The organism is Enterobacter cloacae complex sp. I3 (assembly GCF_014896175.1).
Taxonomy (GTDB): Bacteria; Pseudomonadota; Gammaproteobacteria; order Enterobacterales; family Enterobacteriaceae; genus Enterobacter; species Enterobacter bugandensis.
On record NZ_JADBQZ010000013.1, the window covers coordinates 89,762 to 115,232 of the forward strand.

The window sequence follows — 25,471 nt, forward strand, 5'->3', positions numbered from 1 at the left end:
AGTAAAATGAAGTTTGTTGATGAAGCGACGATTCTGGTCGTGGCAGGTGATGGCGGTAACGGTTGTGTAAGCTTCCGCCGTGAAAAATATATTCCTCGTGGCGGCCCTGACGGCGGTGACGGTGGCGATGGTGGTGACGTGTGGCTGGAGGCGGATGAAAACCTCAACACGCTGATCGACTACCGCTTTGAAAAATCCTTCCGCGCAGAACGCGGACAGAACGGCCAGAGCCGTGACTGTACCGGTAAACGCGGTAAAGACGTGACCATTAAGGTTCCGGTCGGTACGCGCGTTATCGATCAGGGCACCGGTGAAACCATGGGCGATATGACTAAACACGGTCAGCGCCTGATGGTGGCGAAAGGCGGCTGGCACGGTCTGGGTAACAGCCGTTTCAAATCTTCCGTTAACCGTACCCCGCGCCAGAAAACGATGGGTACCCCGGGTGATAAGCGCGACCTGCAACTTGAACTGATGCTGCTGGCTGACGTGGGCATGCTGGGTATGCCAAACGCAGGTAAATCGACCTTTATTCGCGCCGTCTCTGCGGCCAAGCCAAAAGTAGCGGACTATCCGTTTACCACGCTGGTACCAAGCCTCGGCGTTGTCCGTATGGATAACGAGAAGAGCTTTGTGGTCGCCGATATTCCGGGCCTGATTGAAGGCGCTGCGGAAGGCGCTGGTCTGGGTATTCGCTTCCTGAAGCACCTTGAGCGTTGCCGCGTACTGTTGCACCTCATCGACATCGATCCGATCGACGGTTCCGATCCGGTTGAAAACGCCCGTATCATTATCGGTGAGCTGGAAAAATACAGCGAAAAACTGGCGAGTAAGCCACGCTGGCTGGTCTTCAACAAGATCGACCTGATGGATAAAGCGGAAGCCGAAGCGAAAGCCAAAGCGATTGCCGAAGCAATGGGCTGGGAAGATAAATACTACCTTATCTCCGCGGCAAGCCAGGTTGGCGTGAAAGATCTCTGCTGGGATGTGATGACCTTCATCATCGAGAACCCTGTCGTTCAGGCTGAAGAAGCGAAACAGCCAGAAAAAGTCGAATTCATGTGGGATGACTACCACCGCCAGCAGCTCGAAGAGCTGGAAGCGGAAGAGGAAGACGACTGGGACGATGACTGGGATGAAGACGACGAAGAAGGCGTCGAGTTCATCTACAAGCACTAATATCTGTCCAAAGCCCCCATCAGGGGGCTTTTTTCATTCCAGCGTTGAGGGCAGCCAGCAGCTTGCTATCAGGCCGCCTTCAGCACCATTCTCCAGCATCAGCTTACCGTGATGAAGCTGCAGGATGCGCTGTACGATACTCAGGCCCAGGCCGCTGCCGCCGTAACGCTGATCGAGGCGACGGAACGGCTCCGTGATCGACTGTCGATGCGCTTCGTCAATACCAGGCCCCTGATCGATAACGCTGAGCTGAGTACCGCCTTCGACCTCGGTAAGCGTCACGGTAATCGTGGTGCCTGTCGGGCTGTAGCGCCCGGCATTCTCCAGCAGGTTGCGCAGCATCAGCCGCAGCAGTACCGCGTCTCCCTGAACCGTGAGCGCGCTTTTAGCAGGCCAAATCACCGTATGCTCTTTGGCTTCATGCTCAAGACCAAGAGGCGTGATAATGGTGTCCGTCCAGTTGATGGTTTCATAGTGGCCGCTCGCCATTGCCTGTCCTGCACGGGCCAGCATCAGCAGTTGCTCAACGGTGTGCATTAGCTGGTCAATACGGCTGATGAGCGTCGTGGCCTGCGTAGAGCCTGACTGGGCCATGAGCTCCAGATGGAGCCTGATTCCGGCAAGAGGCGTTCGCAGTTCATGGGCGGCGTCAGCCGTGAAGAGACGCTCCTGCTGAATGGTACTGTCCAGCCTGGCGAGTAGCTGATTGAGCGAGGTGGTAACGGCGCCGATTTCTTCCATGTCGGAATACATAGGAAGTGGGGTTAGGTTATCCGCCGAACGGTTAGCCAGGCTCACGCGCAGTTTGTTCAGCGGTCGGGTTATCCAGGTAACCGCCCAGAACGAGAAAAACAACGTAAACCCAACCATCACCAGAGAAGGAACCAGCAGCGAGGCAATCGCTTCGCGGATCTCTTTCTCGACGTGGTTGTTACGCGATTTTGCCGACAGCGTTTCGTTCACCAGAAAGCCAATCTGCTCGCGGCTTTCGTGCCACAACCAAATGACGCTTATCAGCTGGAAAAATAACAGAATGACCGCCAGCAACACCATTAATCGCCGACGCATGCTGTTCATTTCTGGCTCTCCAGGCGGTAGCCAACGCCGCGGACGGTTTTAATCCGGTCTTTGCCGAGCTTACGACGCAGGTTGTGGATGTGGACTTCCAGGGTATTTGACCCCGGATCGTCCTGCCAGGAATAGATATCCTGCTGAAGGGTTTCTCTGTGTACCGTTTGTCCGCTTCGCATGATCAGACGCGTCAGCAAGGCGAACTCTTTTGGTGTAACTTCAACGGGCTGGGACTGGCGCAATACCTGCTGGGTTTGCAGATTCAGGGTAATGTCCCCGTCGGTTAGTAAGTTATCACTATGGCCCTGATAACGGCGTATTAACGCTCGCACCCGAGCCTGAAGTTCTGCAAGCGCAAAGGGCTTCACCAGGTAATCATCGGCGCCAGCATCAAGGCCGGTAATACGATCTTCAATGGCGTCGCGTGCCGTCAGGATTAACACCGGATTGGCGATGCCCCGGCGACGCCACTGGGTAAGCAGCGTCGCGCCGTCTTTGTCTGGCAAGCCCAGGTCAAGGATCACCAGGCTGTATTCGCCGCTCTGGATCAGGGCATCTGCTTCTGCCGCGGTGCCGGCACAGTCCAGGGCATAGCCTTCATTGGCGAGTCCCAGAGCCAGTCCTTCCTGTAATAACAGATCGTCTTCAACTATAAGTAGTTTCATCGCTAGTTATTCTGGTAGATGTCTTTATAAAGCCTGCTTTCGAAGCGAACCAGTGGAATACGGCGGTTGCGCTGGTCGGTCGGTTCGACGGCATAGCCGGAAAGATACTGCACGAATGCCATGCGCTGTCCGCTGGCGGTCGTGATGAACCCTGCCAGGTTATACACCCCCTGCAGTGAACCTGTTTTCGCGGAGACTTTGCCATCCACACCCGCTGCATGAAGCCCGGCGCGGTACTGCAGCGAACCGTCGTGTCCGGCAAGCGGCAGCATTGAGATAAAGTTTAGCTCAGTGTCATGTTGTGCAATGTACTGAAGCACCTGCATCATGGTGGCCGGGGCAATCAGGTTATGACGCGATAATCCTGAACCATCAACGGCGATAGTGTTACCCAGATCGATTCCCGCCTGCTGGCGCAGGATCTGACGAACAGCGTCTGAGCCCGCGCGCCAGGTTCCCGGCACGCCGAAACGCGCGTGGCCAATCATGCGGAACACGGTGTCGGCAATCATGTTGTCAGACTTTTTCAGCATAATTCGCAGCAAATCGTGCAGCGGTGGCGACTGTTTGCTGGCAATGACCGTTCCGGGCTGGTTGACCTGCGTCTGGCGTAGCAGCGTGCCGGAGTAGGTTATTCCCGCCTGCTTCAGCTCATCCTTGAGAATCGCACCCGCATAGCTTGCGCCATCCTGAATCGCGAAGGCCAGCGGAAGGGGATCGGCGCGCTGCGTCAGGCAGCCGGTGAGGGTGTAGCGGTTAAGATCGCCAGGCACCACGTCCAGTTCGCAGTACTGGGCATCAGGGGAGCCTTTAGCCAGCGTTCGCACCTGGCTAAACATGGTCACCGGATAGTAAGATGCCACGCGAATGAAGGCTAAATCATCTGGCTTGGGCGCGCTGTAAAGGGAAATCGAGAAGCAGTTGCGGTCAACAATCGCGGCGGCTGGCGGGGCGCTAAAGCACTGCGTCATGTCGTTCCACGGCCAGCCTGGTGCTTTATCGTGGCTGGCAAAAATGGAGGTATCGATCAGCACGTTGCCATCGATTTTTGTCACGCCCGATTTTTTCAACACCGCTACCATGTTGCGGATATCCTGGCGCTTAAAGGTGGGATCGCCACCGAAACGGGCGATAAGATCGCCTTTCAGTTCGCCACCGTCGACGTTACCTTTGGTTTCAAGCGTGGTGGTAAAACGGAAGTCAGGCCCGAGCTGGAGCAGGGCGGCGAGGGCAGTGATCACCTTCTGGGTACTGGCAGGCAGCGCCATCTGTTGACTGTGATAGTCAATCTCGGGAGCCTGTGCGCCAACCTTCTGCACCATCAGGGCGAGGTTCGCGCCTGCGGGGAGCTGATTAATGTACTCATCAACATTCGCGGCCTGGGCGGTGAACGTTATACTGGTAGTCAATCCGATGATAAAACTGGAAAATCGCATAATCTCGCGCTAACAACCCGAAAACAAACCGTCATACTACGGTGCATGGCACTGCAAAGTAAACGATGACCCATAGTGAACTTCGCGGTAAAATGCGTATCAAATTGAAAAATTGCTGCTGACCTGGGGCGTCGCTCCCGGGTCGGTTTTCTTTTTGCTTCTTGCCCGCTTCGGGGGGCAGGAGCAGGGAACACTGCTCCCAACAGGAATGTTTAAGAGGTATAACAAATGCAAGCTATTCCGATGACCTTACGTGGTGCCGAAAAACTGCGCGAAGAGCTGGATTTCCTGAAATCCGTGCGTCGCCCTGAAATCATCGCCGCTATCGCGGAAGCCCGTGAGCATGGCGACTTGAAAGAGAATGCTGAATACCATGCGGCGCGCGAGCAGCAGGGTTTCTGTGAAGGGCGCATTAAAGATATCGAAGCGAAACTGTCTAATGCACAGGTTATTGATATCACCAAAATGCCTAACAACGGTCGCGTGATCTTTGGTTCTACCGTCAGCGTTCTGAACCTCGACAACGATGAAGAGCAAACCTATCGCATCGTGGGCGATGATGAAGCAGACTTCAAACAGAACCTGATTTCGGTGAACTCACCCATTGCTCGCGGCCTGATTGGCAAAGAGCAGGACGATGTTGTCACCATCCGCACCCCTGGCGGTGAAGTGGAATACGAAATTATCAAGGTTGAATACCTGTAATTCGCTTCTCTACTAAGATGTTGATACATTGTAAAGAAAAGAAAAAGGCCGCATAGCGGCCTTTTATCAACTCAAGGAGCATGGCATTTTGCTGAGCCTGCTGAAAGAAATCCCTCGTTTCACACAGAAAATGTGATTGATTCAGGATATCCTTAGCGTGGCAGCGAGATTTTACGCTCTTTAGATGGGCGATAGAGCACCAGCGTTTTACCGATGACCTGTACATTACAGGCGCCGGTTTCGCGCACGATGGCTTCCACGATCAGGTTTTTAGTGTCTCTGTCTTCAGAGGCGATTTTCACCTTGATCAGCTCGTGGTGTTCCAGCGCTTGTTCAATCTCGGCAAGCACCCCTTCGGTCAAACCATTGTTGCCAAGCATGACTACAGGCTTGAGCGGATGTGCCAGACCTTTAAGGTGCTGTTTTTGTTTAGTACTCAGATTCATCGTATATTTTTGCTTACGTTGGGATTGAAAACGGTTCATTCTACCGCCATCTCCCTTATATCGCCAAATAGCTGCGTAGAAATTTACGTCACAGGCAAGCAACGATGAACCAGGACGGAAATGTTAAATGACAGGTAAAAAGCGTTCTGCCAGTTCCAGCCGCTGGCTTCAGGAACACTTTAGCGATAAATATGTTCAACAGGCACAGAAAAAGGGGTTACGTTCCCGTGCCTGGTTTAAACTTGATGAAATACAGCAAAGTGACAAACTTTTTAAGCCGGGGATGACGGTTGTCGACCTCGGTGCGGCACCTGGCGGATGGTCCCAGTATGCGGTAACGCAGATCGGCGGAACGGGCCGAATCATCGCGTGCGATCTTTTACCAATGGATCCCATCGTTGGTGTCGACTTCCTTCAGGGCGACTTTCGTGATGAATTAGTGCTGAAAGCGTTACTTGATCGTGTTGGTGACAGTAAGGTCCAGGTTGTCATGTCGGATATGGCACCAAATATGTGCGGAACACCGGCGGTGGATATCCCCCGCGCCATGTATCTGGTGGAGCTAGCGTTAGAAATGTGTCGTGATGTACTAGCGCCTGGTGGTAGTTTTGTTGTGAAGGTGTTTCAGGGCGAAGGTTTCGAGGAGTATCTTAAGGAAATTCGCTCCCTGTTTGCGAAGGTCAAAGTTCGTAAGCCGGACTCTTCCCGGGCCCGTTCCCGTGAAGTGTATATTGTAGCGACCGGGCGAAAATGATAACCGGGAGATTTCAGACGAAAGTTTGAATGAAACTGGATATAGAGTATCCTGACGCTGTTTTTAACACAGTTGTAATATGAGGTTAATCCCTTGAGTGACATGGCGAAAAACCTAATACTCTGGCTGGTCATTGCCGTTGTGCTGATGTCAGTATTCCAGAGCTTTGGGCCCAGCGAGTCGAATGGCCGCAAGGTGGATTATTCTACCTTCCTGCAAGAGGTCAATCAGGACCAGGTTCGCGAAGCGCGTATCAACGGACGTGAGATCAACGTTACCAAGAAAGATAGTAACCGTTACACGACTTACATCCCGGTGAACGATCCTAAGCTGCTTGATAACCTTCTGACCAAAAACGTCAAAGTGGTAGGCGAGCCGCCAGAAGAACCAAGCCTGCTGGCTTCTATCTTCATTTCCTGGTTCCCGATGCTGCTTCTTATCGGCGTCTGGATCTTCTTTATGCGCCAGATGCAGGGCGGCGGTGGCAAAGGTGCCATGTCGTTCGGTAAGAGCAAGGCGCGTATGCTGACGGAAGACCAGATCAAGACCACGTTTGCTGACGTCGCCGGTTGTGACGAAGCAAAAGAAGAAGTGGGTGAACTGGTTGAATACCTGCGCGAGCCGAGCCGTTTCCAGAAACTGGGCGGTAAGATCCCGAAAGGCGTCCTGATGGTAGGCCCTCCGGGTACGGGTAAAACCCTGCTGGCGAAAGCCATCGCGGGTGAAGCGAAGGTGCCGTTCTTTACTATTTCAGGTTCTGACTTCGTTGAAATGTTCGTGGGTGTCGGTGCATCTCGTGTGCGTGACATGTTCGAGCAGGCCAAGAAGGCAGCACCGTGCATCATCTTTATCGATGAAATCGACGCCGTAGGCCGCCAGCGTGGCGCGGGCCTGGGCGGTGGTCACGATGAGCGTGAGCAGACCCTGAACCAGATGCTGGTTGAGATGGACGGCTTCGAAGGTAACGAAGGTATTATCGTTATCGCGGCGACTAACCGTCCGGACGTACTTGACCCTGCGCTGCTGCGTCCAGGCCGTTTCGACCGTCAGGTTGTTGTCGGTCTGCCGGATGTTCGTGGCCGTGAACAGATTCTGAAAGTGCACATGCGTCGCGTACCGCTGGCGCCAGATATCGACGCGGCCATCATTGCGCGCGGTACCCCGGGCTTCTCCGGTGCGGACCTGGCTAACCTGGTCAACGAAGCTGCACTGTTTGCCGCTCGCGGTAACAAGCGCGTGGTCTCCATGGTGGAGTTCGAGAAAGCGAAAGACAAAATCATGATGGGTGCGGAACGTCGCTCCATGGTGATGACGGAAGCGCAGAAAGAGTCCACGGCTTACCACGAAGCGGGTCACGCGATTATCGGTCGCCTGGTGCCGGAACACGATCCGGTACACAAGGTAACGATTATTCCGCGCGGCCGTGCGCTGGGTGTGACCTTCTTCCTGCCTGAGGGCGACGCGATCAGCGCCAGCCGTCAGAAGCTGGAAAGCCAGATTTCGACCCTGTACGGCGGTCGTCTGGCAGAAGAGATCATCTACGGTCCAGAACACGTTTCTACCGGTGCGTCGAACGACATTAAAGTGGCGACAAACCTGGCGCGTAACATGGTCACTCAGTGGGGCTTCTCCGACAAACTCGGTCCGCTGTTGTATGCAGAGGAAGAGGGTGAAGTATTCCTGGGCCGCTCCGTGGCGAAAGCAAAACATATGTCTGATGAGACGGCACGTATCATCGACCAGGAAGTGAAAGCGCTGATTGAACGTAACTACGGTCGCGCGCGTCAGATCCTGAACGACAATATGGACATTCTGCATTCGATGAAAGATGCGCTCATGAAATATGAGACCATCGATGCACCGCAGATTGACGACCTGATGGCTCGCCGCGAAGTGCGCCCGCCAGCAGGCTGGGAAGACCCAGGCGCTTCCAACAATTCTGACAACAATGGTACCCCGCGCGCGCCGCGTCCGGTCGATGAACCGCGTACGCCAAACCCGGGCAACACCATGTCAGAGCAGTTGGGCGACAAGTAAGTCACTGCTGTTGAAGCGTTTGTCTGTACCCCAAACCCTGGAGCTTGCTCCGGGGTTTTTTCTTATCTGTTTAACCATATTAAAACCAGGGATTTAACCATGAAACTCTTCGCCCAGGACACGCATCTCGATCTTTCACATCCGCACGTGATGGGGATCCTGAATGTTACCCCTGACTCCTTCTCTGACGGCGGCACGCATAACACGCTTATCGACGCGGTTAAGCACGCAAATCTAATGATCAACGCGGGTGCCACTATCATTGACGTGGGCGGTGAATCGACGCGTCCCGGCGCGACAGATGTTTCGGTGGAAGAAGAGCTGGCGCGCGTGGTGCCGGTGGTTGAGGCAATCGCGCAACGTTTCGAGGTGTGGATCTCCGTCGACACGTCCAAACCAGAAGTGATCCGTGAAGTGGCGAGAGTGGGCGCTCACATTATCAATGATATCCGCTCGCTGACCGAACCGGGTGCGATCGAGGCCGCTGCAGAAACCGGCTTGCCGGTATGCCTGATGCACATGCAGGGGCAACCGAAAACCATGCAGGAAGCGCCGAAGTATGATGATGTCTTTGCCGACGTGAATCGCTTCTTTATTGAGCATATCGAACGCTGTGAGCGTGCAGGCATCCCAAAAGAGAAATTGCTGCTCGACCCGGGGTTCGGTTTCGGTAAAAATCTCTCACACAATTATGCGTTGCTTGCGCGCTTATCGGAATTTCATCACTTTGGTCTGCCGCTGCTGGTGGGTATGTCGAGAAAGTCGATGATTGGCCAATTGCTGAATGTAGGACCGAGCGAGCGCCTGAGTGGCAGCCTGGCCTGCGCGGTAATTGCGGCGATGCAAGGCGCGCACATTATCCGTGTCCATGACGTCAAAGAAACAGTAGAAGCCATGCGTGTGGTGGAAGCCACACTGGCAGCGAAGGAAAACAAACGCTATGAGTAACCGTAAATATTTTGGTACCGATGGTATCCGTGGGCGCGTAGGCGATGCTCCAATTACCCCTGATTTTGTTCTGAAGCTCGGCTGGGCTGCCGGCAAGGTACTGGCGCGTCATGGCTCACGTAAGATCATTATTGGTAAAGATACCCGTATTTCGGGCTATATGCTGGAATCTGCGTTGGAAGCGGGTCTGGCGGCTGCAGGGCTTTCAGCCTCGTTTACTGGCCCAATGCCAACGCCTGCTGTTGCCTACCTTACGCGCACCTTCCGCGCGGAAGCGGGAATTGTGATCTCGGCGTCCCATAATCCGTTCTACGACAACGGCATCAAGTTCTTCTCCATTGACGGCACCAAGCTGCCGGACGAAGTGGAAGAGGCCATTGAAGCCGAAATGGAAAAAGAGATCACCTGTGTTGATTCCGCCGAGCTGGGTAAAGCGAACCGTATCGTCGATGCGGCGGGTCGTTATATCGAATTCTGCAAAGGCACCTTCCCGAACGAGCTGAGCCTGGCGCATCTTAAAATTGTGGTGGACTGTGCGAACGGTGCGACCTATCACATTGCGCCGAATGTCTTCCGCGAGCTGGGTGCGAAAGTGATCGCCATCGGCTGCGAGCCGGATGGTCTGAACATTAACGAAGAAGTCGGGGCGACGGACGTGCGCGCCCTGCAGGCGCGCGTGCTGGCGGAAAAAGCCGATCTGGGTATTGCCCTGGACGGCGACGGTGACCGCGTGATCATGGTTGACCACGAAGGTAATAAAGTCGACGGCGATCAGATCCTCTACATCATTGCCCGTGAAGGCCTGCGCCAGGGTCAGCTGCGCGGCGGCGCGGTTGGGACGCTGATGAGCAACATGGGTCTGGAGCTGGCGCTGAAACAGCTCGGTATTCCGTTCGTCCGCGCGAAAGTGGGCGACCGCTACGTGCTTGAAAAGCTGCAGGAGAAGGGCTGGCGCATTGGTGCTGAGAACTCCGGCCACGTGATCCTGCTCGACAAAACCACGACTGGCGACGGTATCGTAGCTGCGCTTCAGGTGGTTGCCGCGATGGCGCGCAACCATATGAGCCTGCACGATCTGTGCAGCGGGATGAAAATGTTCCCGCAGATCCTGGTGAACGTGCGTTTCACTGCGGGTAAAGGCGATCCGCTGGAAAATGACAACGTGAAAGCGGTAATGGCTGACGTTGAAGCGGCGCTGGGCAGCCGTGGACGCGTGCTGCTGCGTAAGTCCGGTACCGAACCACTGATCCGCGTGATGGTGGAAGGCGAAGACGAAGCGCAGGTCACCGAATTTGCGCACCGTATTGCGGATGCCGTAAAAGCTGCATAATCTTGCATGCTAAATGTTTAAAAAGGCGGCGTTTGCCGCCTTTGTTTTAAGCAATTAATGGCTTTTTGCTGTTTTTTTCCGCAGTTGATACAATGCGTCGAAAATGCCCTTGCGAAGGCCATTCGCTTTGGTTAGTATTCACACCCGCTTCAGTGGGAAACAAAAATCCTGCTAATTGGTCGAAGCATTGGTATGCGGCAAATCCGCAAGGAACAGGTTGATTATGTACGAAGCTCTTTTAGTTATTTTCCTTATTGTAGCCATCGCTCTCGTAGCGCTGATTATGCTGCAGCAAGGTAAAGGCGCTGATATGGGAGCCTCCTTCGGAGCAGGCGCTTCCGGTACGCTGTTCGGTTCAAGTGGTTCTGCGAACTTCATGACCCGCACGACGGCGATTCTGGCTACGCTGTTCTTCATCATCAGTCTGGTGCTGGGCAATATCAACAGCAACAAGACCAGCAAAGGAAGCGAGTGGGAAAACCTGAGCGCGCCAGCAAAAACTGAGCAGACTCAGCCAGCTGCACCGGCTAAGCCAACCAGCGATATCCCGCAGTAAGTATTCCGTACCGAGGTGGTGGAATTGGTAGACACGCTACCTTGAGGTGGTAGTGCCCTAACGGGCTTGTGGGTTCGAGTCCCATCCTCGGTACCAATATTCCAGAAGAAAGACGTCGAAAGGCGTCTTTTTTTTCGTCTGTAGCTTTTGCCTTTCGTAGGCCCGGTAAGCGCAGCGCCACCGGGCAAAATGGCGGGTGGCGCTGCGCTTACCCGCCCTACAAAAGCCAAACAAAAAGGCGCCCATTGGGCGCCTTTTGCATGTTACATCAGCGATTACTTCTTATCGCTATTCTCCAGGTTTTCAACCTGCGGCAGGCCGTTACCGGAATTCGCTGAGAGCAGACCATTCTCAACGTAGTTGAACAGCTTCTCACGGGTATCGGTGATGTCCAGGTTACGCATGGTCAACTGACCAATACGGTCGTCCGGAGAAAACACAGACTCACCTTTTTCCATGGTCAGACGCTCGGCTTTATAGGTCAGGTTGTCCGACACGGTGTTAAGAATGGAGTAGTCGTTACCACGACGCAGTTCCAGCGTCACTTCACCGGTGATCGCGCTCGCTACCCAACGCTGCAGCGCGTCACGCAGCATCAGCGCCTGCGGATCGAACCAGCGACCCTGATACAGCAATTTGCCCAGTTGACGACCATGAGAATGATACTGCTCGATGGTGTCTTCGTTGTGAATACCGGTCAGCAGACGCTCGTAAGCGATGTGCAGCAGCGCCATCCCCGGAGCTTCATAGATGCCGCGGCTTTTCGCTTCGATGATACGGTTTTCAATCTGATCGCTCATGCCCAGACCGTGACGACCGCCGATGCGGTTTGCTTCCAGCATCAGTTCAACGTCCTCAGAGAAGGTCTTGCCGTTCAGGGCAACCGGATGACCACGTTCGAAACGCACGGTCACTTCTTCTGCCGGGATCTTCACGCTCTCGTCCCAGAACTTCACGCCCATGATCGGGTTAACGATCTTCACGCTGGAGTTCAGGAACTCCAGGTCCTTCGCTTCGTGCGTCGCGCCCAGCATGTTGGAGTCGGTAGAGTAGGCTTTCTCAACGGACATTTTGTAGTCAAAGCCGCAGGCAATCATAAACTCAGACATCTCATGACGACCACCCAGCTCGTCGATGAAGTCGGTGTCCAGCCACGGCTTGTAGATCTGCAGCTCCGCGTTGGTCAGCAGGCCATAACGATAGAAACGTTCGATATCGTTGCCTTTATAGGTGCTGCCGTCACCCCAGATGTTTACGCCATCTTCTTTCATGGCGGCAACCAGCATGGTGCCGGTGACGGCACGACCCAGCGGGGTGGTGTTGAAATAGGTCAGGCCGCCCGTGGTGTTATGGAACGCACCGCACTGAATAGCGGCGATACCTTCAGCAACCAGTTGCTTACGGCAGTCAATCAGTCGCGCGTTTTCTGCGCCATACTCTTTAGCGCGACGAGGAATAGCATCGTAATCGTCCTCATCCGGCTGACCCAGGTTCGCAGTATATGCATACGGAACCGCTCCCTTCTGGCGCATCCACAGCAGTGCAGCGCTGGTATCCAGGCCGCCTGAGAAAGCGATGCCAATACGTTGTCCTACCGGAAGATGCTTGAGAATCGTCGTCATAGAATAAAACCCTGCTTGATTGACTGATTAGAGACCGCTTTCGTTCTCTTGTGCATTTTTATGCAAAATAAGTGAGTATTCATTTAATCATCTTTTATCGAATACCGGAAGAGACTCATGCGTTTTTTGTAAAAAATTTGGTCTGTTCTCTCTGGCGGAAGCTGGGTTGACAGGTGGGGTCAACTATCAATATACTAAACGCCGATTTTACGTCCCGTCTTCGGTACCAAATCCCAGCATTATTTGCAAATTCTGTCCAAAACGCGTAGAATTTGCCACGTTTCAGGCGCGGGGTGGAGCAGCCTGGTAGCTCGTCGGGCTCATAACCCGAAGGTCGTCGGTTCAAATCCGGCCCCCGCAACCACTTTCCCATAAAGTTCTTTTTCAAATATACTGTGAAGACTTAGAGCCTTCGTAGCTGGATTTGAAAAAATTCTTTCGGAGAGTGCTCCAGGCCACAGTTGTGGCTATAGGGTTCAGTTATCTAAAGCCCCGATTTATCGGGGTTTTTTGTTATCTGACTACAGAATAACTGGGCTTTACGCCCTTTTTTTATGTCTTGGGGGTGGGCTTGTCCACATTAGAGCAAAAATTAACAGAGATGATTACTGCACCGGTCGAAGCACTGGGCTACGAACTGGTCGGCATCGAATTCGTTCGCGGCCGTACATCGACGCTGCGCATCTATATTGATAGTGAAGATGGCATCAATGTTGATGATTGTGCTGATGTCAGCCACCAGGTGAGTGCGGTTCTTGATGTTGAAGACCCGATTACCGTTGCGTACAACCTGGAAGTTTCCTCACCTGGCCTGGATCGCCCGATGTTCACGGCCGAGCACTATGTGCGCTTTACCGGTGAAGAAGTGGCTCTCGTTCTGCGTATGGCCGTACAGAACCGCCGTAAATGGCAGGGAATTATCAAAGCCGTTGATGGTGAAATGATCACGGTAACAGTCGAAGGCAAAGATGAAGTGTTCGCGCTGAGTAATATCCAGAAGGCGAACCTGGTTCCCCACTTTTAACAGTCTGGATTGAGGTGAAAAGCCCGCGATGAACAAAGAAATTTTGGCTGTTGTTGAAGCCGTCTCCAACGAGAAATCACTGCCGCGTGAGAAAATTTTCGAAGCGCTGGAAAGTGCACTGGCTACAGCAACCAAGAAAAAATACGAACAAGAGATCGATGTTCGCGTAGAAATCGATCGTAAAAGCGGTGACTTCGATACATTCCGTCGTTGGGTAATCGTTGAAGAAGTGACCCAGCCGACCAAAGAGATCACCCTGGAAGCGGCACGTTTTGAAGACGAAAGTCTGAACGTGGGTGACTACGTTGAAGATCAGATTGAATCTGTGACCTTCGACCGTATCACCACCCAGACCGCTAAGCAGGTTATCGTGCAGAAAGTGCGCGAAGCCGAGCGCGCGCTGGTTGTCGATCAGTTCCGCGATCAGGAAGGCGAAATCATCACTGGCGTGGTGAAGAAAGTGAACCGTGACAACATCTCTCTGGAAATTAAATCCGAAGGGATGCCGGGCAACGCTGAAGCCGTGATCCTGCGTGAAGACATGCTGCCGCGTGAAAACTTCCGCCCGGGCGACCGTATTCGTGGTGTTCTGTACGCCGTGCGCCCTGAAGCGCGTGGTGCACAGCTGTTCGTGACCCGTTCTAAACCAGAAATGCTGGTTGAACTGTTCCGCATCGAAGTGCCGGAAATCGGCGAAGAAGTTATTGAGATCAAAGCAGCAGCTCGCGATCCAGGCTCTCGTGCGAAAATTGCGGTGAAAACCAACGACAAGCGTATCGATCCGGTCGGTGCTTGCGTCGGTATGCGCGGCGCGCGCGTTCAGGCGGTTTCTACCGAACTGGGCGGCGAGCGTATTGATATCGTTCTGTGGGACGACAACCCGGCGCAGTTCGTGATCAACGCAATGGCTCCGGCTGATGTCGCGTCTATCGTTGTTGACGAAGACAAACACACCATGGATATCGCTGTTGAAGCGGGCAACCTGGCGCAGGCGATTGGCCGTAACGGTCAGAACGTACGCCTGGCGTCACAGCTGAGCGGCTGGGAACTCAACGTCATGACCGTTGATGACCTGCAGGCTAAGCATCAGGCTGAAGCCCATGCGGCGATCGATACCTTCACCAAATACCTCGACATTGACGAAGACTTCGCCACTGTTCTGGTAGAAGAAGGTTTCTCTACGCTGGAAGAACTGGCCTATGTGCCAATGAAAGAGCTGCTGGAAATTGACGGTCTGGATGAGCCAACCGTTGAAGCCCTGCGTGAACGCGCTAAAAACGCACTGACCACCCTGGCACTGGCTCAGGAAGAAAGCCTTGGCGATAAGAAGCCGGCTGATGACCTGCTGAATCTGGAAGGTCTTGATCGTGCGATTGCGTTCAAGCTGGCTGCCCGTGGTGTTTGTACGCTGGAAGATCTCGCTGAGCAAGGCGTTGATGACCTGGCCGATATCGAAGGTTTAACCGACGAGAAAGCCGGCGAACTCATCATGGCCGCACGTAATATTTGCTGGTTCGGCGACGAAGCGTAATAAACTGTAGCAGGAAGGAACAGCATGACTGATGTAACTGTAAAATCGCTGGCTGCTGAGATTCAGACCTCCGTGGACCGCCTGGTACAGCAATTTGCTGATGCAGGGATCCCGAAGTCCGCTGATGACTCGGTGACCGCGCAAGAAAAACAAACCTTGTTAACGCACCTGAACCGCGAACACGGTTCTACGCCTGACAAGTTAACGCTGCAGCGCAAAACGCGCAGCACGTTAAACATTCCTGGTACCGGTGGCAAAAGCAAATCGGTACAAATTGAAGTCCGCAAGACGCGCACCTTTGTAAAACGTGATCCGCAAGAGGCAGAACGCCTTGCCGCGGAAGAGCAGGCACAGCGTGAAGCGGAAGAACAAGCTCAGCGTGAGGCGGAAGCAGCCGCCAAACGTGAAGCAGAATTAAAAGCTGAACGTGAGGCCGCAGAAAAAGCGAAACGCGACGCCAGTGATAAAGTGAAGCGTGACGCTGCGGAAAAAGACAAAGTGAGCAATCAACAGACAGACGAAATGACCAAAACCGCCCAGGCTGAAAAAGCCCGCCGTGAAAATGAAGCTGCCGAGCTGAAGCGTAAAGCGGAAGAAGAAGCCCGCCGTAAGCTGGAAGAAGAAGCTCGCCGCGTCGCTGAAGAAGCGCGTCGTATGGCAGAAGAAAACGAGAAGAATGGCGTGAATACCGCTGAACCGACTGAAGACACCAGCGACTATCACGTGACCACTTCTCAGCATGCGCGTCAGGCTGAAGATGATAACGACCGTGAAGTAGAAGGCGGCCGTGGCCGTGGTCGTAATGCAAAAGCCGCGCGTCCGGCTAAGAAAGGTAACAAACACGCTGAATCTAAAGCTGACCGCGAAGAAGCTCGTGCAGCGGTTCGCGGTGGTAAAGGCGGTAAGCGTAAAGGTTCCTCTCTGCAGCAGGGCTTCCAGAAGCCAGCTCAGGCGGTTAACCGTGACGTCGTGATTGGCGAAACCATCACCGTTGGCGATCTGGCGAACAAGATGGCGGTTAAAGGTTCTCAGGTCATCAAAGCGATGATGAAGCTGGGCGCAATGGCGACCATCAACCAGGTTATCGACCAGGAAACCGCACAGCTGGTTGCCGAAGAGATGGGCCACAAAGTTATCCTGCGTCGTGAAAACGAGCTGGAAGAAGCAGTAATGAGCGACCGTGACACTGGCGCTGCGGCTGAACCGCGTGCACCGGTTGTGACCATCATGGGTCACGTTGACCACGGTAAAACCTCTCTGCTCGACTACATTCGTTCTACGAAAGTTGCCTCCGGCGAAGCGGGTGGCATTACCCAGCACATCGGTGCTTACCACGTAGAAACCGAAAACGGCATGATCACCTTCCTGGATACCCCAGGCCACGCAGCGTTCACCTCAATGCGTGCTCGTGGTGCTCAGGCTACGGATATCGTTGTACTGGTTGTTGCAGCAGACGATGGCGTTATGCCACAGACCATTGAAGCTATCCAGCACGCGAAAGCGGCGCAGGTGCCTCTGGTTGTTGCGGTCAACAAAATCGATAAGCCAGAAGCCGATCTGGACCGCGTGAAGAACGAACTGTCTCAGTACGGTGTTATGCCGGAAGAGTGGGGCGGCGAAGCGCAGTTCATCCCTGTATCTGCAAAAGCGGGTACTGGTATCGACGACCTGCTGAACGCTATCCTGCTTCAGGCCGAAGTTCTGGAGCTGAAAGCCGTTCGTAAAGGTATGGCGAGCGGTGCGGTAATCGAATCCTTCCTGGATAAAGGTCGTGGTCCGGTTGCAACGGTTCTGGTTCGCGAAGGTACGCTGAACAAGGGCGACATCGTTCTGTGTGGCTTCGAATACGGTCGTGTTCGTGCGATGCGTAACGAACTGGGTCAGGAAGTGCTGGAAGCAGGTCCGTCCATTCCAGTGGAAATCCTGGGTCTGTCCGGTGTTCCGGCTGCCGGTGATGAAGTGACCGTTGTGCGTGACGAGAAGAAAGCGCGTGAAGTGGCACTGTATCGTCAGGGCAAATTCCGTGAAGTTAAGCTGGCGCGTCAGCAGAAATCTAAACTTGAGAACATGTTTGCGAACATGGCTGAAGGCGAAGTTCACGAAGTGAACGTCGTTCTGAAAGCAGACGTTCAGGGTTCTGTGGAAGCGATCTCCGACTCCTTGCTGAAACTGTCTACCGACGAAGTGAAAGTGAAGATCATCGGTTCTGGCGTAGGTGGTATCACCGAAACCGACGCAACCCTGGCTGCGGCGTCCAACGCTATCCTGGTTGGCTTCAACGTGCGTGCTGATGCATCTGCTCGCCGCGTGATCGAAGCGGAAAGCCTGGATCTGCGCTACTACTCCGTCATCTATAACCTGATCGACGAAGTGAAAGCCGCGATGAGCGGTATGCTGTCTCCTGAGCTGAAACAGCAGATCATCGGTCTGGCTGAAGTGCGTGACGTGTTCAAATCACCGAAATTCGGTGCGATCGCGGGCTGTATGGTTACCGAAGGTACCATCAAGCGTCACAACCCAATCCGCGTACTGCGTGACAACGTGGTTATCTACGAAGGCGAGCTGGAATCCCTGCGCCGCTTCAAAGATGACGTTAACGAAGTCCGTAACGGCATGGAATGTGGTATCGGCGTTAAGAACTACAACGACGTTCGCGTTGGCGATATGATCGAAGTGTTCGAAATCATCGAGATCCAACGCAGCATCGACTAATCCTTAGGGATAAGTCCATATGTAGGCCGGGATCGCCTCGTGCCACCCGGCAATAATTTTAAAAGGGGCTTTTAGCCCCTTTTTTGTCTGGAGAATTTATTATGGCGAAAGAATTTGGTCGCCCACAGCGCGTGGCGCAGGAGATGCAGAAAGAGATCGCACTCATCCTGCAACGCGAAATCAAAGACCCGCGTATCGGTATGATGACCACCGTCTCTGGCGTGGAAATGTCTCGTGACCTGGCCTATGCCAAAGTGTTCGTGACCTTCCTGAACGATCAGGACGAAGCGGCGGTTAAAAACGGCATTAAAGCACTGCAGGAAGCCTCTGGTTTCATCCGCTCTCTGCTCGGCAAAGCGATGCGCCTGCGTATTGTTCCCGAGCTGACCTTCTTCTACGACAACTCGCTGGTCGAAGGTATGCGCATGTCCAACCTGGTGACCAGCGTGGTGAAACATGACGACGAACGTCGTGTTAACCCGACGGACGACAGCAAGGAGGACTGATGAGTCGTCCTCGTCGTCGCGGTCGCGACGTGCATGGCGTGCTGCTGCTGGATAAACCACAGGGTGCATCCAGCAACGACGTGCTGCAAAAAGTGAAGCGTATTTATAACGCTAACCGTGCGGGCCACACCGGCGCACTGGATCCGCTGGCGACCGGCATGCTGCCGATTTGCCTGGGTGAAGCGACAAAGTTTTCCCAGTACCTGCTCGATTCCGATAAACGCTACCGCGTTATCGCTAAGCTGGGCCAGCGTACGGATACTTCCGACGCGGATGGTCAGGTGGTGGAAGAGCGCCCGGTGACCTTCAGCGCCGAACAGCTTGATGCGGCCCTGGAGAGCTTCCGCGGAGACACGATGCAGGTGCCATCGATGTATTCGGCGCTGAAATATCAGGGCAAGAAGCTCTACGAATATGCGCGCCAGGGAATTGACGTCCCGCGCGAAGCGCGTCCGATAACCGTGTATGAGCTGCTGTTCATTCGCCACGAAGGTGACGAGCTGGAGCTGGAAGTCCACTGTTCGAAAGGGACCTATATTCGCACCATCATCGACGACCTGGGTGAAAAGCTGGGCTGCGGTGCGCATGTGATTTATCTGCGTCGTCTGGCGGTCAGTAAATATCCGGTGGAACGCATGGTGACGCTTGAGCAGCTGCGCGCGCTGGCTGAACAGGCACAAGCGCAGGGAGTGGAACCAGCAGATTTGCTGGATCCACTGCTGATGCCAATGGACAGTCCGGCAGCGGACTTCCCGATCATTAATCTTCCTTTAACATCGTCCGTTTACTTTAAGAACGGAAACCCGGTTCGTACGGCGGATGCGCCGCTGGATGGACTGGTACGCGTGACGGAAGGTGACGAAGGGAAATTCATCGGTATGGGCGAAATGGACGGTGAAGGGCGCGTTGCGCCGCGTCGTCTGGTCGTCGAATATCCGGTCGGCGCGTGACGGTGATTACGCCTCACCTTGCGATAAGCAGGGGAGACGAGTAGAATATCGCCGCTTAACGCCCGGTAAATTGTTTAACAATCTGCGGGGCGTACATGGGGTCGCTGAATTAGAGATCGGCACCCTTACATTTTTTATACTTTGGAGTTTGAAAATGTCTCTAAGCGTTGAAGCTAAAGCTAAAATCGTTTCTGAGTTTGGTCGTGGTACTAACGACAGCGGTTCTACCGAAGTTCAGGTTGCACTGCTGACTGCACAGATTAACCACCTGCAGGGTCACTTTGCAGAGCACAAAAAAGATCACCACAGCCGTCGTGGTCTGCTGCGCATGGTTTCTCAGCGTCGTAAACTGCTCGACTACCTGAAGCGTAAAGATGTTGCACGCTACACCGCGCTGATCGAGCGTCTGGGTCTGCGTCGCTAAGTCTTGCGAGTTTCAGAAAAGGGGGCCTGATGGCCCCTTTTTTCAACCAGACGGCAGCAATTCAATGGAAACTATTGTATTGTTGCTATAAATGATCTTCATTGCAGAGGTTCGCGCGGCTAATGAGAGGCTTCACCCATGGGGGTGTCGGTTGTCATTAGTCGCGAGGATGCGAAGAAGGTCGGGTTAAATCGACAGCACGCCGGCGGTGTGCTGTCATACATTTAAGAAAGGATAGAATTTTGCTGAATCCGATCGTTCGTAAATTCCAGTATGGTCAACATACCGTCACGCTGGAAACCGGCATGATGGCACGCCAGGCGACTGCTGCCGTTATGGTAAGCATGGATGACACCGCGGTATTCGTGACCGTTGTGGGCCAGAAAAAAGCTAAACCAGGTCAGGACTTCTTCCCGCTGACCGTTAACTACCAGGAGCGTACCTACGCTGCCGGCAAAATCCCGGGTGGTTTCTTCCGTCGTGAAGGCCGTCCAAGCGAAGGCGAAACCCTGATCGCGCGTCTGATTGACCGCCCGGTTCGTCCGCTGTTCCCGGAAGGCTTCGTTAACGAAGTGCAGGTTATTGCGACCGTTGTTTCCGTTAACCCACAGGTTAACCCGGACATCGTTGCGATGATCGGTGCCTCCGCTGCCCTGTCACTGTCTGGTATTCCATTCAATGGCCCAATCGGTGCCGCGCGCGTCGGTTACATCAATGACCAGTACGTGCTGAACCCAACTCAGGAAGAGCTGAAAGAAAGTAAGCTGGACCTGGTTGTTGCCGGTACTGAAGCGGCTGTGCTGATGGTTGAATCCGAAGCTGAACTGCTGAGCGAAGACCAGATGCTGGGCGCTGTGGTGTTCGGTCATGAGCAGCAGCAGATTGTTATCCAGAACATCAACGACCTGGTGAAAGAAGCCGGTAAGCCACGTTGGGACTGGCAGCCAGAAGCAGCAAACGATGCGCTGAACGCACGCGTTGCGGCACTGGCAGAATCTCGTCTGAGCGACGCTTACCGCATCACCGACAAACAGGAGCGTTACGCTCAGGTTGACGCGATCAAATCTGAAGTAACCGCGACCCTGGTTGCCGAAGACGAAACGCTGGACGCTAACGAAATTGGCGAAATTCTGCACGCTATCGAGAAAAACGTTGTTCGTAGCCGCGTACTGGCAGGCGAGCCGCGTATCGATGGCCGTGAAAAAGACATGATTCGTGGTCTGGACGTACGCACTGGCGTACTGCCGCGTACTCACGGTTCTGCGCTGTTCACCCGTGGTGAAACGCAGGCGCTGGTTACCGCAACCCTGGGTACCGCACGTGACGCGCAGATCATCGATGAACTGATGGGCGAGCGTACTGACAACTTCCTGTTCCACTACAACTTCCCTCCGTACTCTGTGGGCGAAACCGGTATGGTTGGCTCACCGAAGCGTCGTGAAATTGGTCACGGTCGTCTGGCGAAGCGCGGCGTGCTGGCAGTGATGCCGGAAGCTGACAAATTCCCGTACACCGTTCGCGTGGTTTCTGAAATCACCGAGTCCAACGGTTCTTCTTCCATGGCTTCCGTATGTGGTGCCTCTCTGGCGCTGATGGATGCGGGCGTGCCGATCAAAGCCGCCGTTGCGGGTATCGCAATGGGTCTGGTTAAAGAAGGCGACAACTTCGTTGTTCTGTCTGACATTCTGGGTGACGAAGACCACCTGGGTGATATGGACTTCAAAGTAGCGGGTTCCCGCGACGGTATCTCTGCCCTGCAGATGGATATCAAAATTGAAGGTATCACCAAGGAGATCATGCAGGTTGCTCTGAACCAGGCTAAAGGTGCGCGTCTGCACATCCTGGGCGTGATGGAACAGGCTATCAACGCGCCACGCGGTGATATCTCTGAATTCGCTCCGCGTATTCACACCATCAAGATCAATCCAGACAAGATCAAAGATGTTATCGGTAAGGGCGGTTCTGTTATCCGCGCGCTGACCGAAGAGACCGGCACCACCATCGAAATCGAAGATGACGGTACTGTGAAGATCGCAGCAACCGACGGCGAGAAAGCGAAATTCGCTATCCGTCGCATCGAAGAAATCACTGCTGAAATCGAAGTGGGCCGCGTCTACGCGGGTAAAGTGACCCGTATCGTTGACTTTGGTGCGTTCGTTGCCATCGGTGGCGGTAAAGAAGGTCTGGTTCACATCTCTCAGATCGCTGACAAGCGCGTTGAGAAAGTGACCGATTACCTGCAGATGGGTCAGGAAGTGCCGGTTAAGGTTCTGGAAGTTGACCGTCAGGGCCGTATCCGTCTGAGCATTAAAGAAGCAACCGAGCAGTCTCAACCTGCTGCGGCACCGGAAGCTCCGGCTGCTGAACAGCAAGGCGAGTAAGTTGCCATTTGCCCTCCGCTTTGCGGAGGGCCTGTTATCAGGCAGGACGCCTTGTTAAGCCGCCGGGGGACAGGACGTTCATCCAATAGTTGTCTTCGGGAGTGGGAAATGAAGCCTTTTTTGCGCTGGTGTTTCGTTGCGACAGCTTTAACGCTGGCAGGATGCAGCAACTCTGCCTGGCGTAAGAGCGAAGTCCTCGCAGTGCCATTGCAACCGACTTTGCAGCAGGAAGTGATTCTGGCACGCATGGAACAAATACTTGCCAGTCGGGCTTTAACCGATGACGAACGCGCACAGCTTTTATATGAGCGCGGAGTGTTGTATGATAGTCTCGGTCTGAGGGCATTAGCGCGAAATGATTTTTCACAAGCGCTGGCTATCCGACCTGATATGCCTGAAGTATTCAATTACTTAGGCATTTATTTAACGCAGGCAGGCAATTTTGATGCTGCCTATGAAGCGTTTGATTCTGTACTTGAGCTTGATCCAACTTACAACTACGCGCACTTGAATCGCGGTATCGCATTGTATTACGGCGGTCGTGATAAGTTAGCGCAAGATGATCTGCTGGCGTTTTATCAAGACGATCCTAATGATCCTTTCCGTAGCCTGTGGCTTTACATCGTTGAGCGGAAGCTCGATGAGAAGCAGGCAAAAGAAGCACTACAACAGCGCTTCGAGAAATCGGATAAGGAACAGTGGGGATGGAACATTGTCGAGTTCTACCTGGGCAACATTAGCGAAGCAACGCTGATGGAACGCCTCAAGGCGGACGCAACGGATAACACCTCGCTCGCTGAGCATCTCAGTGAAACCAACTTCTATTTAGGTAAGTACTACCTAAGTCTGGGGGATATGGACAGCGCTACGGCACTGTTCAAATTAGCGGTTGCTAACAACGTACATAACTTCGTTGAGCACCGTTATGCATTGTTGGAATTATCGCTCTTGGGCCAGGAGCAAGACGACCTGGCAGAATCGGACCAGCAATAGCTGACGACATAAACATCAGCCCGTAATCTTTTGATTGCCATCACCTTCACTGGTGAGGGCGTTGTTGTTCGTCAATACACCTACTTTGAGCCGGTTCACACTTTTCAATGAAAATTGCTAATCATTTTCACGATGAGCTAAGTAGACTGGCCGCCATTGACATTGAGGCACTCGTACTACATGGCTGAATTCGAAACCACTTTTGCAGATCTGGGCCTGAAGGCTCCTATCCTTGAAGCCCTTAACGATCTGGGTTACGAAAAACCATCTCCGATCCAGGCAGAATGTATCCCGCATCTGCTTTCTGGTCGTGACGTGCTGGGCATGGCCCAGACTGGTAGCGGTAAAACTGCAGCGTTCTCGCTGCCGCTGCTGAACAACATCGATCCGGACCTGCGTGCACCGCAGATCCTCGTCCTGGCTCCAACCCGTGAACTGGCTGTTCAGGTTGCTGAAGCAATGACGGAATTCTCTAAACATATGCGCGGCGTAAACGTGGTAGCCCTGTACGGCGGCCAGCGTTATGACGTGCAGTTACGCGCCCTGCGCCAGGGCCCACAGATTGTCGTCGGTACGCCGGGCCGTCTGCTGGATCACCTGAAGCGCGGTACTCTGGACCTCTCTAAACTGAGCGGCCTGGTACTGGATGAAGCAGATGAAATGCTGCGTATGGGCTTCATCGAAGACGTAGAAACCATCATGGCGCAGATCCCGGAAGGTCACCAGACCGCTCTGTTCTCTGCAACCATGCCAGAAGCGATCCGTCGCATTACCCGCCGCTTCATGAAAGAGCCGCAGGAAGTGCGTATTCAGTCCAGCGTGACCACTCGCCCGGACATCAGCCAGAGCTACTGGTCCGTGTACGGCATGCGCAAAAACGAAGCACTGGTCCGTTTCCTGGAAGCGGAAGATTTTGATGCGGCGATTATCTTCGTGCGTACCAAAAATGCGACCCTGGAAGTGGCTGAAGCGCTGGAGCGTAACGGCTATAACAGCGCAGCGCTGAACGGCGACATGAACCAGGCCCTGCGTGAGCAGACGCTGGAGCGTCTGAAAGACGGTCGTCTGGATATCCTGATTGCAACCGACGTGGCAGCACGTGGTCTGGACGTTGAGCGTATCAGCCTGGTTGTCAACTACGACATCCCGATGGACTCCGAGTCTTACGTTCACCGTATCGGTCGTACCGGTCGTGCGGGTCGTGCTGGCCGTGCGCTGCTGTTCGTTGAGAACCGCGAGCGTCGTCTGCTGCGCAACATTGAACGCACCATGAAGCTGACCATTCCAGAAGCCGACCTGCCAAACGCAGACCTGCTGGGCAAACGCCGTCTGGAAAAATTCGCCGCGAAAGTACAGCAGCAGCTGGAAAGCAGCGATCTGGATCAGTACCGCGCGCTGCTGTCGCAGATCCAGCCTGTCGCTGAAGGCGAAGAGCTGGACATGGAAACTCTGGCTGCAGCACTGCTGAAAATGGCTCAGGGCGAACGTAGCCTGATCGTGCCACCAGATGCACCGATGCGTCCTAAGCGTGAGTTCCGTGACCGTGACGATCGTTTCGAACGTCGTGGCGACCGTAACGACCGTGGTCCACGCGGCGACCGTCCAGAGCGTGGTGGTGAAGACCGTCCACGTCGTGAACGTCGTGACGCAGGCGATATGGAACTGTATCGCATTGAAGTGGGCCGTGATGATGGTGTTGAAGTTCGTCACATCGTTGGCGCGATTGCTAACGAAGGCGACATCAGCAGCCGTTACATTGGTAACATCAAGCTGTTTGCATCCCACTCTACTATCGAACTGCCAAAAGGCATGCCGGGCGAAGTACTTCAGCACTTTACTCGCACCCGCATCCTGAACAAGCCGATGAACATGCAGCTGCTGGGCGATGCACAGCCACGTCCTGACCGCGGTGGCGAACGTCGTGGCGGTGGTCGCGGTTTCGGCGGCGAGCGTCGTGAAGGCGGTCGCAGTGAAGGTCGCGGTGGTGAAGGTCGTCGTTTCTCCGGCGAGCGCCGCGAAAGCCGTGGCCCACGTCGTGAAGAAGGCACCAGCCGTCGTCGTTTCGGTGACGCGTAAGCCTTTCGCTTCTGACGTAAAGTAAAATATACAGCCCCGATACACGCTATCGGGGCTTTTTTTATTCCCTTTGTACTCTTGTACTGGTACAGTGCATCACACTAAAATGCAGAACCGCATGATTA

22 protein-coding genes and 2 tRNA genes are annotated in these 25,471 nt (G+C 54.1%); 19 read left to right on the forward strand and 5 right to left on the reverse strand.

Going from position 1 to position 25,471, the window contains the following annotated elements:
* Positions 1–6: 6 nt before the first annotated feature.
* Positions 7–1,179: an Obg family GTPase CgtA gene (gene cgtA, locus IM271_RS12090; RefSeq protein ID WP_014885381.1), complete on the forward strand. Its 1,173-nt coding sequence runs from the start codon at positions 7–9 to the stop codon at positions 1,177–1,179.
* A 33-nt stretch (positions 1,180–1,212) separates the two neighbouring features.
* On the opposite strand, the gene pmrB is transcribed toward cgtA, so the two are convergent.
* Genes pmrB through dacB form a run of 3 tightly spaced genes read right to left on the reverse strand, consistent with a single transcriptional unit; the run spans position 1,213 to position 4,351 of the window.
* Positions 1,213–2,256 (reverse strand): two-component system sensor histidine kinase PmrB, encoded by a 1,044-nt coding sequence (pmrB, locus tag IM271_RS12095; RefSeq protein ID WP_041907874.1) that lies wholly within the window; start codon positions 2,254–2,256, stop codon positions 1,213–1,215.
* Positions 2,253–2,915, reverse strand: a complete 663-nt coding sequence (gene pmrA / locus IM271_RS12100; protein ID WP_028014555.1) for a two-component system response regulator PmrA — start codon at positions 2,913–2,915, stop codon at positions 2,253–2,255. The genes pmrB and pmrA overlap by 4 nt, the downstream gene beginning before the upstream one ends.
* Positions 2,916–2,917: 2 nt before the next feature.
* Positions 2,918–4,351, reverse strand: coding sequence for a serine-type D-Ala-D-Ala carboxypeptidase (dacB, locus tag IM271_RS12105; RefSeq protein WP_028014554.1), 1,434 nt, complete (start codon positions 4,349–4,351; stop codon positions 2,918–2,920).
* A 228-nt stretch (positions 4,352–4,579) separates the two neighbouring features.
* Here dacB and greA point away from each other — a divergent pair, with 228 nt between their 5' ends.
* Positions 4,580–5,056 (forward strand): transcription elongation factor GreA, encoded by a 477-nt coding sequence (greA, locus tag IM271_RS12110; protein ID WP_006812122.1) that lies wholly within the window; start codon positions 4,580–4,582, stop codon positions 5,054–5,056.
* A 152-nt stretch (positions 5,057–5,208) separates the two neighbouring features.
* On the opposite strand, the gene yhbY is transcribed toward greA, so the two are convergent.
* Positions 5,209–5,502, reverse strand: coding sequence for a ribosome assembly RNA-binding protein YhbY (yhbY, locus tag IM271_RS12115; RefSeq protein ID WP_003861814.1), 294 nt, complete (start codon positions 5,500–5,502; stop codon positions 5,209–5,211).
* A 127-nt stretch (positions 5,503–5,629) separates the two neighbouring features.
* Here yhbY and rlmE point away from each other — a divergent pair, with 127 nt between their 5' ends.
* The 6 genes from rlmE to IM271_RS12145 all read left to right on the forward strand — a co-directional run bounded on the left by rlmE (position 5,630) and on the right by IM271_RS12145 (position 11,223).
* Complete coding sequence (gene rlmE, locus IM271_RS12120) at positions 5,630–6,256, forward strand: 23S rRNA (uridine(2552)-2'-O)-methyltransferase RlmE (RefSeq protein ID WP_003861812.1); 627 nt, start codon at positions 5,630–5,632, stop codon at positions 6,254–6,256.
* Between the two features lie 102 nt (positions 6,257–6,358).
* Positions 6,359–8,293: an ATP-dependent zinc metalloprotease FtsH gene (gene ftsH, locus IM271_RS12125; RefSeq protein ID WP_013098921.1), complete on the forward strand. Its 1,935-nt coding sequence runs from the start codon at positions 6,359–6,361 to the stop codon at positions 8,291–8,293.
* 99 nt (positions 8,294–8,392) lie between these two features.
* The gene (gene folP, locus IM271_RS12130) at positions 8,393–9,241 is read left to right on the forward strand and encodes a dihydropteroate synthase (protein ID WP_193052646.1); all 849 of its coding nucleotides are present in this window, start codon (positions 8,393–8,395) and stop codon (positions 9,239–9,241) included.
* On the forward strand, positions 9,234–10,571 hold the full coding sequence (gene glmM, locus IM271_RS12135) for a phosphoglucosamine mutase (protein ID WP_028014552.1): 1,338 nt from the start codon (positions 9,234–9,236) through the stop codon (positions 10,569–10,571). Before folP ends, glmM begins: the two co-directional genes overlap by 8 nt.
* A 223-nt stretch (positions 10,572–10,794) precedes the next feature.
* Positions 10,795–11,127 (forward strand): preprotein translocase subunit SecG, encoded by a 333-nt coding sequence (gene secG / locus IM271_RS12140; protein WP_003861803.1) that lies wholly within the window; start codon positions 10,795–10,797, stop codon positions 11,125–11,127.
* Positions 11,128–11,136: 9 nt separating this feature from the next.
* Positions 11,137–11,223: transfer RNA gene (locus tag IM271_RS12145), tRNA-Leu, on the forward strand.
* 179 nt (positions 11,224–11,402) lie between these two features.
* Here the strand turns inward: IM271_RS12145 and argG are convergent.
* Positions 11,403–12,749, reverse strand: coding sequence for an argininosuccinate synthase (argG, locus tag IM271_RS12150; RefSeq protein WP_193052647.1), 1,347 nt, complete (start codon positions 12,747–12,749; stop codon positions 11,403–11,405).
* Positions 12,750–13,036: 287 nt separating this feature from the next.
* Here argG and IM271_RS12155 point away from each other — a divergent pair.
* The 11 genes from IM271_RS12155 (at position 13,037) to IM271_RS12205 (ending at position 25,346) form a co-directional block, all read left to right on the forward strand.
* Positions 13,037–13,113 (forward strand) — tRNA-Met (locus IM271_RS12155).
* A 207-nt stretch (positions 13,114–13,320) separates the two neighbouring features.
* A complete protein-coding gene (gene rimP / locus IM271_RS12160) occupies positions 13,321–13,773 on the forward strand; it encodes a ribosome maturation factor RimP (RefSeq protein WP_014833432.1) in 453 nt (150 codons plus the stop codon).
* Positions 13,774–13,801: 28 nt separating this feature from the next.
* Complete coding sequence (nusA, locus tag IM271_RS12165) at positions 13,802–15,304, forward strand: transcription termination factor NusA (RefSeq protein WP_014885374.1); 1,503 nt, start codon at positions 13,802–13,804, stop codon at positions 15,302–15,304.
* Positions 15,305–15,328: 24 nt separating this feature from the next.
* Positions 15,329–18,016, forward strand: a complete 2,688-nt coding sequence (gene infB / locus IM271_RS12170) for a translation initiation factor IF-2 (RefSeq protein WP_041907885.1) — start codon at positions 15,329–15,331, stop codon at positions 18,014–18,016.
* A gap of 101 nt (positions 18,017–18,117) precedes the next feature.
* A complete protein-coding gene (gene rbfA, locus IM271_RS12175) occupies positions 18,118–18,522 on the forward strand; it encodes a 30S ribosome-binding factor RbfA (protein WP_041907887.1) in 405 nt (134 codons plus the stop codon).
* On the forward strand, positions 18,522–19,472 hold the full coding sequence (gene truB / locus IM271_RS12180) for a tRNA pseudouridine(55) synthase TruB (protein WP_193052648.1): 951 nt from the start codon (positions 18,522–18,524) through the stop codon (positions 19,470–19,472). Before rbfA ends, truB begins: the two co-directional genes overlap by 1 nt.
* A gap of 154 nt (positions 19,473–19,626) precedes the next feature.
* Complete coding sequence (rpsO, locus tag IM271_RS12185) at positions 19,627–19,896, forward strand: 30S ribosomal protein S15 (protein ID WP_003861789.1); 270 nt, start codon at positions 19,627–19,629, stop codon at positions 19,894–19,896.
* A gap of 242 nt (positions 19,897–20,138) precedes the next feature.
* Entirely contained in the window at positions 20,139–22,277 is a 2,139-nt protein-coding gene (gene pnp, locus IM271_RS12190) for a polyribonucleotide nucleotidyltransferase (RefSeq protein WP_028014547.1), read from the forward strand.
* A 108-nt stretch (positions 22,278–22,385) separates the two neighbouring features.
* On the forward strand, positions 22,386–23,270 hold the full coding sequence (nlpI, locus tag IM271_RS12195) for a lipoprotein NlpI (protein WP_028014546.1): 885 nt from the start codon (positions 22,386–22,388) through the stop codon (positions 23,268–23,270).
* Between the two features lie 107 nt (positions 23,271–23,377).
* Positions 23,378–23,458: a protein YrbN gene (gene yrbN, locus IM271_RS20340; protein ID WP_100122156.1), complete on the forward strand. Its 81-nt coding sequence runs from the start codon at positions 23,378–23,380 to the stop codon at positions 23,456–23,458.
* Complete coding sequence (locus tag IM271_RS12205) at positions 23,451–25,346, forward strand: DEAD/DEAH family ATP-dependent RNA helicase (protein ID WP_041907893.1); 1,896 nt, start codon at positions 23,451–23,453, stop codon at positions 25,344–25,346. Before yrbN ends, IM271_RS12205 begins: the two co-directional genes overlap by 8 nt.
* Positions 25,347–25,471 lie beyond the last annotated feature (125 nt).